This is a genomic window from gamma proteobacterium symbiont of Scutellera amethystina (genome assembly GCF_059730845.1).
Genome location: NZ_AP035935.1, coordinates 2,870,912 through 2,883,108 on the forward strand (window position 1 = coordinate 2,870,912; position 12,197 = coordinate 2,883,108).

Sequence of the window (12,197 nt, forward strand, 5' to 3'; positions counted from 1 at the left end):
CGTTAACCTCGACTTACTTGCTGTTGTCGGTAGAGAAAGCCTGACGATGCAGGATGGCCGTGAACTCTTCCATAAAGTTGTCGTAGCCCTGCTCCAGCTTGTTCACGCGCTGGTTCAGACGGTTATACGCCATAACGGCAGGAATGGCCGCGAACAGACCGATTGCGGTGGCGATCAGCGCTTCAGCGATACCGGGCGCGACCATTTGCAGTGTGGCCTGTTTCACCGCACCCAGTGCGATAAAGGCATGCATGATCCCCCACACCGTACCAAACAGACCGATATACGGGCTGATGGAACCGACGGTGCCAAGGAATGGGATGTGATTTTCCAGCGCTTCCAGTTCACGGTTCATCGAGATGCGCATGGCGCGACCGGCCCCTTCGACCACCGCTTCCGGCGCATGGCTGTTGGCGCGGTGCAGGCGGGCAAACTCTTTGAAGCCAGAATAGAAAATCTGTTCGGACCCGCTCAGCTCGTCACGGCGCGCCTGGCTCTCCTGATAGAGACGCGACAGCTCGATACCGGACCAGAACTTGTCCTCGAACGCCTCGGCCTCACGCCCCGCCGCGTTAAGAATGCGGGTGCGCTGAATGATGATTGCCCAGGAGGCAATAGAAAAGCCGATCAAAATCAACATGATAAGTTTGACCAGAAGGCTTGCCTTCAGGAACAAATCAAGAACGTTCATGTCAGTCACTGCTTGAACTCCGCGACAATAGACTTGGGAAGCGCAATCGGCTTCATTAGATGTGGGTTGATGCAGGCAATCAGGACGTCTGCTTCATTGAGCACTTTGCCTTCAGCATTCACGATACGCTGCGAGAACGTCATGGTTGCGCGCGTCATTGCTGTCACTTCGCTCTGGATCTCCAGAAGGTCGTCGAGACGTGCCGCGGCAATAAAGTCCACCGTCATGCGCCGTACCACAAAAGCCACCTGCTCTTCCAACAGGGCCTGTTGATTGAAATGGTGCTGGCGCAACATCTCGGTACGTGCTCGTTCATAAAAAGCAAGATAGCTGGCGTGGTAAACCACACCACCGGCGTCAGTGTCTTCGTAATAGACCCGAACCGGCCAGCGAAACAGCGTTGTACTCACTCTACATCCCGGTCTCATTTTAAACGTTGCTACTATACGCAAGTGAGATCGGCTTGGGAATGGTCCGCCAGAGCCAGGAGAAAATAATTATCAGACGTTAACAACTGGAAGGATTTTTGGGAGATTTCCTGACCAACCGCTGACAAAAACTCACGTCAGCAGCGGTAAAACAGCCCTTGCGGGCTGAGACAGAACTTAATGGTAGAACCAGTAAATTCCCAGCGCCAGCACGATCAGCGCCGGCAGCGGGGCAAACAGCGCCTGCCAGCGGGCACGCTGTGGCCGGAAACCGGTGCCGTGAATCACGCCGCTGCACACCGCCCAGATTAACAATAATCCGTGCCAGATGGCGAGCTCACTGGTGCGTGCGGCAAAGCGCGCCGGCTGCCAGATGACGCATCCGGCCAGCCACAGCGCCAGAATCAGTGAAAGGGCCCGCAGCGGGCCCTTATCCATCAAACGATACAGCGTCTGTATCAGGCTGCGCATCAGAGCTTGTCGTCCTGCGCGCCGCCCTCTTCCACATGCTCGATCGCCAGTGCCGTGACCACGCCAAACGCACAGGCCAGCAAGGTGCCAAGAATCCAGGCAAAATACCACATGCTTAATCTCCTCAATCAGTACAGGGAGTGCGTATTGCGCTCAATGTGTTCTTTGGTGATGCGGCCATACATCTTGTAGTAACACCAGCTGGTGTAAGCCAGAATAATCGGCACAAAGATGATGGCGGCCACGGTCATGATCTGCAGCGTCAGCAGGCTGGAGGTCGCGTCCCACATGGTCAGACTGGTGCCTGGCACGGTACTGGATGGCATGATGAACGGGAACAGCGCAATGCCCGCCGTCATAATGACGCACGCCAGCGTCAGCGAAGAGAAGATAAACGCCCATGCGCCCTTCTCCATGCGCGAACACAGGATCGTCAGCAGCGGCAGCAGCGCGCCGAGCAGCGGGAACAGCCACAGCACCGGCATCTGTTCAAAATTGACCAGCCAGGCCCCGGCTTCACGCACCACGTCTTTACCCAGCGGGTTAGACGCCGCGTGATGATCGATTGCGCTTTTCAGCACATAGCCATCAATGCCGTACTTCACCCACACGCCGGCCAGTACAAAGCCTACCAGCATCACCAGCGCGCTGATTTGCGCCGCGGTGCGGGAACGCAGGTGCAGTTCGCCGCTGGTGCGCATCTGCAGGTAAGTCGCGCCCTGGGCCAGAATCATCGCGACGCTGATCACCCCAGCCAGCAGGCCAAACGGATTAAGCAGCTGGAAGAAATTACCGGTGTAGAACAGGCGCAGGTACTCATCAGCATGGAACGGCACGCCCTGCAGCAGGTTACCGAACGCCACGCCAATCACCAGCGGCGGCACAAAACTGCCAATGAAGATGCCCCAGTCCCAGGCACCGCGCCAGCGCATATCTTCAATCTTCGACCGGTAATCAAAGCCGACCGGACGGAAGAACAGCGAGGCCAGCACCAGAATCATCGCCACGTAAAAACCGGAGAACGCGGCGGCATAGACCATTGGCCAGGCGGCGAACAGCGCCCCGCCGGCAGTGATCAGCCAGACCTGGTTACCGTCCCAGTGCGGCGCGATGCTGTTAATCATGATGCGACGCTCGGTATCGGTGCGACCGAGGATGCGGGTCAGCATTCCCACGCCCATATCGAAGCCGTCGGTGACGGCAAAACCGATCAGCAGAATGCCAATCAGCAGCCACCAGACAAAACGCAACACTTCATAGTCAAACATGGTCGCTCTCCTTATCCGCGCGCCGGTTGAGTCACAGCCTGCACTGTTTCATGGTGATAGCGGCCGGTTTTCAGGCTGCTTGGACCAAGGCGGGCAAATTTGAACATCAGATACATCTCCGCCACCAGGAACACGGTATACAGGCCGCAGATCAGGATCATCGAGAACAGCAGATCGCCGACGGTCAGCGACGAGTTGGCCACGGCGGTTGGCAGCACCTCACCAATCGCCCACGGCTGACGGCCATATTCAGCGACAAACCAGCCAGCTTCGACGGCAATCCACGGCAGTGGAATACCGTACAGCGCCGCTTTCAGCAGCCAGCGATTCTTACCGATGCGGTTACGAATCACGCTCCAGAACGACAGCGCAATGATGCCCAGCAACAGCACGCCACACAGCACCATGATGCGGAAGGCGAAATAGAGCGGCGCCACGCGCGGAATCGAATCCTGCGTTGCCTGCTGGATTTGCGCTTCCGTAGCGTTCGCCACGTCCGGGGTATAACGCTTGAGCAGCAGACCGTAGCCAAGATCCTGTTTATGCGTCTCAAACTCACTGCGCACCGCCGGATCTTTACTGCCGGCACGCAGCTCGTTCAGCAGCGCATAGGCTTTCATACCGTTGCGGATGCGCACTTCATGCTGCGCCAGCAGATCTTTCAGGCCGGTGACCGGCGTATCGACGGAACGCGTAGCAATCAAACCGAGCAGATACGGGATCTGGATGGCGTACTTGTTCTCCTGCGTCGCCTGATCCGGCACGCCAAACAGCGTAAAGGCCGCCGGCGCCGGCTGGGTTTCCCATTCGGCTTCGATGGCGGCCAGCTTGGTTTTCTGCACGTCGCCCATTTCATAGCCGGATTCGTCACCCAGCACGATGACCGACAGCACAGCAGCCATACCGAAGCTGGCAGCGATCGCAAAGGAGCGTTTGGCAAACGCGATGTCGCGCCCTTTCAGCAGATACCAGGCGCTGATGCCCAGAATGAACATCGCACCGGTGGTGTAACCCGCGGCCACGGTATGCACAAATTTCACCTGCGCCACCGGGTTCAGCACCAGCTCGGAGAAGCTCACCATCTCCATACGCATGGTTTCGAAATTGAATTCGGAGGCGATCGGGTTCTGCATCCAGCCGTTCGCCACCAGGATCCACAGCGCGGACATGTTCGAGCCGAGTGCCACCAGCCAGGTCACCGCCAGGTGCTGCACTTTACCGAGGCGATCCCAGCCGAAGAAGAACAGGCCGACAAAGGTGGATTCAAGGAAGAACGCCATCAGGCCTTCGATGGCCAGCGGCGCACCGAAGATATCGCCGACGTAGTGGGAGTAATAAGACCAGTTGGTACCGAACTGAAATTCCATGGTCAGGCCGGTGGCCACACCCAGCGCAAAGTTGATACCAAACAACTTGCCCCAGAATTTGGTCATATCTTTATAAATCTGTTTTCCCGACAGGACATAGACCGTTTCCATGATCGCCAGTAAAAACGCCATACCGAGCGTTAAGGGCACGAACAGGAAATGGTACATCGCCGTCAGGGCAAACTGTAAACGCGACAGCTCGACAATATCTAACATGATGACTCCTTGCTCCTCGCATGAACTCATCCTGCGAATAACAACCACAAATAGCGGGCAGTGCGATGCAGAATAAGGTCAGGAACGACTGATTATTGATTCCAGTTTTGTTACCGACAGCACAATGCGTACTGCGGCCCGAAGTGAGCGAGTAACAGTGGTGAAAATTCCCCGAAAAACCGATCGCTTCAGCCTGTTTCGAGCAGGAGTAAGATGAGGAGGCGACAGAATTGATATGAAAACGCCTGGCACAAACTCCTGAAAAATGATGAAAAAGACTGAATTGATGCAGCGCAATTTATACCGGTTGGGTTGCTTTTAGCCAGCGGTAAAGTTTGCTATATATCGCCTTTTATTGATCTGGATTAAGACAATAATTTTCCAGATATGTAGTGTTAGAGTTGTTGTTAATTAGTTGTCATAAATCGATAGCGCAATTAAGAAAACAATTACCTTTCCCGTAATTATTTAACCTCTGTGCCAGCCAGACGCCTGGACGCTGACGGGAAAAAGCACGCCTCTTTGCCCTTCTTTACTCAACGACAAAGTAAGCATAGCCGCAGAAAATGTTGCCGTTACGTTTTTACTGCAAATGTGTGAGGACGGCTAATGGCCGTGCATGACAGCCATAAAAAAAGCCACCCGCAGGTGGCTTTTTTCTTTCAGCAGCAAAATGTTATTTCGCTGGCAGTACCGCTTTCACCGCGTCGCCGATATCGGCCAGGCTGCGAACGGTTTTCACACCGGCCGCTTCCAGCGCAGCAAATTTCTCATCGGCGGTGCCTTTACCACCGGCAATGATGGCGCCGGCGTGACCCATACGCTTGCCTTTCGGCGCCGTTACGCCGGCGATATAGCCGACGACAGGCTTGGTCACATGCTCTTTGATGAACGCCGCGGCCTCTTCTTCAGCGCTGCCGCCGATCTCACCGATCATCACGATCGCTTCGGTCTGCGGATCGTCCTGGAACATTTTCAGGATGTCGATGAAGTTGGAGCCTGGGATCGGGTCACCGCCGATGCCCACACAGGTGGACTGGCCGTAGCCGATGTCGGTGGTCTGCTTAACCGCTTCATAGGTCAGCGTACCGGAACGTGACACGATACCGACGCGACCTGGCTGGTGAATGTGGCCCGGCATAATACCGATCTTACATTCGCCTGGGGTGATCACACCCGGGCAGTTCGGGCCAATCATGCGCACGCCTGCTTCGTCCAGCTTCACTTTCACCGTCAGCATATCCAGCGTCGGGATACCTTCGGTGATGGTGATGATCAGTTTGATGCCCGCGTCGATCGCTTCCAGGATACCGTCTTTGCAGAACGGTGCCGGCACGTAGATCACGGTAGCGGTGGCGCCCGTGGCTTCTACTGCTTCACGCACGGTGTTAAACACCGGCAGACCGAGATGAGTGGTGCCGCCTTTACCTGGCGTCACACCGCCAACCAGCTGCGTACCATAGGCCAGCGCCTGCTCAGAGTGGAACGTTCCCTGGCCACCGGTGAAACCCTGGCAAATGACTTTGGTGTTTTTGTCGATCAGAATGGACATTATTTACCCTCCGCAGCAGCGACAACACGCTGTGCTGCGTCTGTCAGGCTGGTTGCTGCAATGATGTTAAGACCGCTGTCCGCCAGTTTCTTCGCGCCCAGCTCGGCGTTGTTACCTTCCAGACGTACCACGACCGGTACGTTGACACCCACTTCAGCCACAGCACCGATGATGCCGTCTGCGATCAGGTCGCAGCGCACGATGCCGCCGAAGATGTTAACGAATACCGCTTTCACAGCATCGTCAGACAGGATGATTTTGAAGGCTTCGGTAACGCGCTCTTTGGTTGCGCCGCCGCCAACATCAAGGAAGTTTGCAGGCTGACCACCGTGGTGTTTCACGATGTCCATGGTGCCCATCGCCAGACCAGCGCCGTTGACCATACAGCCAATGTTGCCTTCCAGCGCGACGTAGTTCAGTTCCCACTGCGTCGCGTGGGCTTCACGTGGGTCTTCCTGGCTTGGGTCGCGCATTTCACGCAGCTCGGGCTGACGGAACAGGGCATTGCCATCGGCACCCAGTTTGCCATCCAGACAGATCAGGTCTCCCTGTTTGGTGATCACCAGCGGGTTGATCTCAACCATCGCCAGGTCGCGCTCCAGGAACATGGTCGCCAGACCCATGAAGATTTTGGTGAACTGGCTGACCTGCTTGCCGGTCAGGCCCAGTTTGAATGCCAGCTCGCGGCCCTGGTATGGCTGCGGGCCGGTCAGCGGATCCAGCGCCATTTTGTGGATCAGGTGCGGGGTTTCTTCCGCCACTTTCTCGATTTCCACGCCGCCTTCAGTTGACGCCATGAAGATCACGCGACGGGTGGCACGGTCAACCACTGCACCCAGATACAGCTCCTGATCGATGTCGGTCGCCGCTTCAACCAGGATCTGGTTTACCGGCTGGCCATTGGCGTCAGTCTGGTAGGTCACCAGACGTTTGCCCAGCCAGTTTTCAGCGAAAGCACGAATGTCTTCTTTACTGTTAACCACCTTCACACCGCCCGCTTTACCGCGGCCACCGGCATGAACCTGACATTTCACCACCCACGGACCCGCGCCAATTTTCGAGGCGGCTTCTTCGGCTTCACGTGGCGTGGTGCAGGCGTAGCCAGTCGGTGCTGGCATACCATACCGTGCAAACAGCTGCTTCGCCTGGTATTCGTGTAAGTTCATGATGTTCTATCCATTCAGATCTAAACAGGGTTAATTTGGGCGCGCCTCGTGCCAGCGCGCCCGGCGAAAATCAGACATCCAGCAGCAGACGCGCCGGATCTTCCAGCAGCTCTTTCACCGCGACCAGATAGCCGACAGATTCACGACCATCGATCAGACGGTGATCGTAGGAGAGCGCCAGATACATCATTGGCAGCACCACCACCTGACCATTCACCGCCATTGGGCGATCTTTAATGGCGTGCATCCCCAGAATCGCGCTCTGCGGCGGGTTGATGATCGGCGTAGACATCAGCGAACCGAACACACCACCGTTGGTGATGGTGAAGTTACCGCCGGTCAGTTCTTCCACCGTCAGCTTGCCGTCACGGCCTTTCACCGCCAGCTCTTTAATTTTCTTCTCGATGTCGGCCATGCTCAGCGCATCAACATCTTTCAGCACTGGCGTCACCAGACCACGCGGCGTTGAGACCGCGATGCTGACATCGAAATAGTTGTGGTACACCACATCGTCGCCGTCGATCGACGCGTTGACTTCCGGGAAGCGTTTCAGAGCTTCAACCACCGCTTTGATGTAGAAGGACATAAAGCCCAGACGCACGCCGTGACGCTTCTCGAAGGCATCGCCGTACTGCTTGCGCAGATCCATGATCGGCTTCATGTTGACTTCATTGAAGGTGGTCAGCATTGCGGTGCTGTTTTTCGCTTCCAGCAGACGCTCGGCCACGCGCTTGCGCAGACGGGTCATTGGCACACGCTTCTCGCTGCGGTTGGCAACGGCCTGCGGAGCCGCATCGGCTGCCGGTGCCGCTTTCGCGCCGTCGGCTTTCTTCGCCAGATGTTTTTCCACATCTTCGCGCGTCAGACGGCCGCCAACACCGGTGCCTTTAATCTGGCTGGCGTCGAGGTTGTTTTCCGCAATCAGGCGGCGCACGGCCGGGCTGAGCGCGTCATTGCTCTCTTCTTCCAGAGATGCAGTCTGACGCTGTGCAGGCGTAGACTCCTTGCTTTCCACTTTCGCCGTGGTCTCTTTCCCGCCGCTGTTGCCTTCCTTCAGACGGCCCAGAATCTGGCGCGATGTTACGGTGGCGCCTTCGTCTTCCAGCACCGCTTCCAGCACACCGTCAGCGGCGGCAGGCACTTCCAGTACCACTTTGTCAGTTTCGATCTCGACCAGCACTTCGTCGCGGGTCACAGAGTCGCCGGGTTTTTTATGCCAGGTGGCTACCGTGGCATCCGCTACGGATTCAGGCAAATCGGGAACGAGAATTTCTACGCTACTCATTTTCTTTCCTTTTAATTAACCAAGGTTCAGCGCGTCATTGACCAGGTCTTGCTGCTGTTGTTGATGTACGGACATATAGCCCACGGCCGGTGAAGCAGAAGCCGGACGGCCTGCGTAACGCAGTGACGCACCAAATGGAACCACTTCGCGGAAATGATGCTGACTGCAATACCATGCGCCCTGGTTCAGTGGCTCTTCCTGACACCAGACGAAATCCTGAACATGGGCGTAATTCTTCAGCGCTTCCTGCACCGCTTTGTGCGGGAACGGATAGAGCTGTTCGATACGCACGATGGCGACATCGGTCTGCTCGTTCTTACGACGCTGCTCCAGCAGATCGTAATAAACTTTACCGGAGCACAGCACCACGCGTTTCACCTGCTGCGGATCGAGATCGTCGATCTCACCAATCGCCGGCTGGAAGCTGCCGTTGGCCAGCTCATCAAGGCTGGATACCGCCAGCGGATGACGCAGCAGCGACTTCGGCGACATCACGATCAGCGGACGGCGCATACCGCGCAGCGCCTGACGACGCAGCATGTGGTAGACCTGCGCTGGCGTTGATGGCACGCAGACCTGCATGTTCTGCTCAGCACACAGCTGCAGATAGCGCTCAAGGCGCGCGGATGAGTGCTCCGGACCCTGCCCTTCGTAGCCGTGTGGCAGCAGCATCACCAGACCACACATGCGGCCCCATTTCTGCTCGCCGGAGCTGATGAACTGATCGATCACCACCTGAGCGCCGTTGGCAAAGTCACCGAACTGCGCTTCCCAGATGGTCAGCACGCGCGGCTCGGCGGTGGCGTAACCGTATTCGAACGCCAGAACCGCTTCTTCCGACAGCACCGAATCCCACACCTTGAACTGACCCTGACCGTTATGGATATGGTGCAGCGGGGTGTAAGTCGAACCGTTCTGCTGGTTGTGAATCACCGCGTGACGGTGGAAGAAGGTGCCGCGGCCGGAGTCTTCACCCGACAGGCGCACCGGAATGCCTTCGTCCACCAGCGTGGCGTAAGCAAGGTTTTCCGCGCCGCCCCAGTCGAACAGCTTGTTGCCTTCCGCCATCTCTTTGCGGTCGTTGTAAATCTTGGCAACGCGCGACTGCACTTCCACCGCTTCCGGAATGCTGCTGATGCGGCGCGCCAGCTCCTGCAGACGTTTCATGTCCACGGTTTCCGGGTAGCTCTCATCCCACTCGTGGTTGAGGTACGGAGACCAGGTGAACGAGTGCAGGCTCATTGGACGCCATTCCGGCACCACGCACTCGCCTTCATCCAGCGCATCGCGGTACAGGTTTACCAGCTCGGTGGCATCTTCCTGCGTGGCCACGCCTTCGCTTTCCAGCTGATCGGCGTAGATTTTGCGCGGCGTCGGATGCTTTTTGATTTTCTGATACATCAGCGGCTGGGTTGCGCTTGGCTCGTCGGCTTCGTTATGGCCGTGACGGCGGTAGCACACCAGGTCGATGAACACATCGCGTTTGAAGGTGTTGCGATAATCCAGCGCCAGACGGGTAACAAACGCTACCGCTTCCGGATCGTCCGCGTTGACGTGGAAGATCGGTGCCAGCACCATTTTGCCGATGTCGGTGCAGTAAGGGGTAGAACGCGCATCTTTCGGATTCGAGGTGGTGAAGCCCACCTGGTTGTTAATCACGATGCGCACGGTGCCGCCTACTTCGTAACCGCGAGCCTGCGACATGTTCAGGGTTTCCTGCACCACGCCCTGGCCAATAACCGCGGCGTCACCGTGAATGGTGATCGGCAGTACTTTGTTGCTGCCCGGCTCCGCCAGACGATCCAGACGCGCACGCACCGAGCCCATGACTACCGGGCTTACAATTTCCAGATGCGACGGGTTGAACGCCAGCGCCAGGTGCACCAGGCCGCCTTCGGTTTCCACGTCTGACGAGAAGCCCATGTGGTACTTCACGTCACCGGTACCGAGGTGCTCTTTGTGCTTGCCGGAGAACTCGTCGAACAGATCCTGCGGTTTTTTACCCAGCACGTTGATCAGTACGTTGAGACGGCCGCGGTGCGCCATACCCAGCACCACTTCACGCGTGCCGCTCTTGCCGGCGTGGCGAATCATTTCGCGCAGCATCGGTACCAGCGCATCACCGCCTTCCAGCGAGAAGCGTTTGGCACCCGGGAATTTCGCGCCGAGGTATTTTTCCAGGCCCTCTGCCGCCGTCAGCTCTTTCAGGAAACCTTTTTTCTCGTCCGCGCTGAATGACGCATGGCCCACCACCGATTCCAGACGCTGCTGAATCCAGCGCTTCTCTTCGGTGTTGTTGATGTGCATGTACTCTGCACCAATCGAACCACAGTAGGTCTGCTGCAGTGCGGCATAAAGATCGGCCAGCTTCATGGTCTCTTTGCCAATGGCGAAAGAGCCTACGTTAAAGCTTTCCTGAAAATCGGCGTCGGTCAGATCGTGGAAGGCCGGATCGAGATCCGCCACGCGCTCCTGCTTCCACAGGCCGAGCGGATCGAGGTTAGCGTGCTGATGGCCGCGGAAGCGGAACGCATTAATCAGCTGCAGCACTTTAACCTGTTTGGAATTAGCGGCCGGATCGGTGACTGTGGAGGTGTAGCGGGTGGCGTCTTTCGCCAGGCGGCGGAAGTATTCACGCGTCGTGGAGTGAAACTGCTCAGGTTTCACACCGGTGCCCGGCAGCTGCTGGAACATCGAGCGCCACACTTCATCAACAGAGTCAGGATCGGTCAGGAAATCCTCATAGAGTTGCTCTATGTAGGACTGGTTCGCGCCGGCCAGCCAGGAGGAGTCCAGCCAGGGTTTCATCGCGCTGTTCTGCATTGTGATCCCTTAAGCATTAATCTGCTTTTTTGAGGTTTCATTTGTTGCCGCTTACGCGGCTTGCCGTAGTGAGTTCAGCGATACGAACCTGTGCGCAACCGGCGCCTGGCCCGTAAGGGAACCTTTATAAGCGTGGTCAGTACCGCGCTTATAGAGGCTTCCGTAAACGATCGGGAACCTGAGTTCCCGACCGTGACTTCCGTTTATTACGCCCCGCGCTGCAGCAGCATCGACTTAATATGGCCGATGGCGCGCGTTGGGTTTAAGCCTTTCGGGCACACGCTCACACAGTTCATGATGCTGTGACAGCGGAAAACACTGAAAGCATCATTCAGATTGTCGAGGCGCGCATCGGTTTCGGTGTCGCGGCTGTCAATCAGGAAGCGGTAGGCCGCCAGCAGGCCGGCCGGACCAATGAACTTGTCCGGATTCCACCAGAACGACGGGCACGATGTGGAGCAGCAGGCACAGAGAATACACTCGTACAGGCCGTCCAGGTGCTCGCGCTGCGCAGGCGTTTGCAGATGCTCGCGCGCTGGCGGATTTTCCCCATTATTCAACAGGAAAGGCTTAATCTTCTCATACTGAGCATAGAATTGTCCCATGTCCACCACGAGGTCGCGGATTACCGGCAAACCGGGCAGCGGACGGATAACAATCTTCTTGCTGCCATTGCCCAGTGCGGAGACCGGCGTGATACACGCCAGGCCATTTTTACCGTTCATGTTGAGGCCATCGGAGCCGCACACGCCTTCACGGCAGGAGCGACGGAAGGCCAGCGTAGGATCCTTCTCTTTCAGACGGATCAGCGCGTCCAGCAGCATCATGTCGCGACCATCTTCCGCTTCGAGGGTGTAATCCTGCATGCGCGGTTTGTCATCGACTTCCGGGTTGTAACGATAGATAGAAAATTCGAGTCTCATGATGATC

Annotated in this window: 11 protein-coding genes; all 11 read right to left on the reverse strand. The window is 57.0% G+C overall.

The window, feature by feature from the left end; translation table 11 throughout:
- Positions 1–13: 13 nt before the first annotated feature.
- Positions 14–700 carry a Tol-Pal system protein TolQ gene (tolQ, locus tag AC6I79_RS13445; RefSeq protein WP_010616001.1) on the reverse strand — a complete coding sequence of 229 codons (687 nt, stop codon included), beginning with the start codon at positions 698–700 and terminating at the stop codon, positions 14–16.
- Positions 697–1,119: a tol-pal system-associated acyl-CoA thioesterase gene (gene ybgC / locus AC6I79_RS13450; RefSeq protein WP_168714917.1), complete on the reverse strand. Its 423-nt coding sequence runs from the start codon at positions 1,117–1,119 to the stop codon at positions 697–699. The genes tolQ and ybgC overlap by 4 nt, the downstream gene beginning before the upstream one ends.
- 177 nt (positions 1,120–1,296) lie before the next feature.
- Positions 1,297–1,590 (reverse strand): cyd operon protein YbgE, encoded by a 294-nt coding sequence (gene ybgE, locus AC6I79_RS13455; protein ID WP_058775290.1) that lies wholly within the window; start codon positions 1,588–1,590, stop codon positions 1,297–1,299.
- Complete coding sequence (gene cydX / locus AC6I79_RS13460) at positions 1,590–1,703, reverse strand: cytochrome bd-I oxidase subunit CydX (RefSeq protein ID WP_010615998.1); 114 nt, start codon at positions 1,701–1,703, stop codon at positions 1,590–1,592. Before cydX ends, ybgE begins: the two co-directional genes overlap by 1 nt.
- A gap of 15 nt (positions 1,704–1,718) precedes the next feature.
- Positions 1,719–2,858 carry a cytochrome d ubiquinol oxidase subunit II gene (gene cydB / locus AC6I79_RS13465; RefSeq protein WP_021508533.1) on the reverse strand — a complete coding sequence of 380 codons (1,140 nt, stop codon included), beginning with the start codon at positions 2,856–2,858 and terminating at the stop codon, positions 1,719–1,721.
- Between the two features lie 11 nt (positions 2,859–2,869).
- On the reverse strand, positions 2,870–4,441 hold the full coding sequence (cydA, locus tag AC6I79_RS13470) for a cytochrome ubiquinol oxidase subunit I (RefSeq protein WP_058757874.1): 1,572 nt from the start codon (positions 4,439–4,441) through the stop codon (positions 2,870–2,872).
- 676 nt (positions 4,442–5,117) lie between these two features.
- Positions 5,118–5,993: a succinate--CoA ligase subunit alpha gene (gene sucD, locus AC6I79_RS13475; protein ID WP_021508535.1), complete on the reverse strand. Its 876-nt coding sequence runs from the start codon at positions 5,991–5,993 to the stop codon at positions 5,118–5,120.
- Positions 5,993–7,159 carry an ADP-forming succinate--CoA ligase subunit beta gene (gene sucC, locus AC6I79_RS13480; protein WP_006118458.1) on the reverse strand — a complete coding sequence of 389 codons (1,167 nt, stop codon included), beginning with the start codon at positions 7,157–7,159 and terminating at the stop codon, positions 5,993–5,995. Before sucC ends, sucD begins: the two co-directional genes overlap by 1 nt.
- A gap of 70 nt (positions 7,160–7,229) precedes the next feature.
- On the reverse strand, positions 7,230–8,444 hold the full coding sequence (gene odhB, locus AC6I79_RS13485) for a 2-oxoglutarate dehydrogenase complex dihydrolipoyllysine-residue succinyltransferase (RefSeq protein WP_021508536.1): 1,215 nt from the start codon (positions 8,442–8,444) through the stop codon (positions 7,230–7,232).
- Positions 8,445–8,459: 15 nt separating this feature from the next.
- Positions 8,460–11,267 (reverse strand): 2-oxoglutarate dehydrogenase E1 component, encoded by a 2,808-nt coding sequence (gene sucA, locus AC6I79_RS13490; RefSeq protein ID WP_021508537.1) that lies wholly within the window; start codon positions 11,265–11,267, stop codon positions 8,460–8,462.
- Between the two features lie 206 nt (positions 11,268–11,473).
- On the reverse strand, positions 11,474–12,190 hold the full coding sequence (locus AC6I79_RS13495; protein WP_021508538.1) for a succinate dehydrogenase iron-sulfur subunit: 717 nt from the start codon (positions 12,188–12,190) through the stop codon (positions 11,474–11,476).
- Between the last annotated feature and the right edge of the window lie 7 nt (positions 12,191–12,197).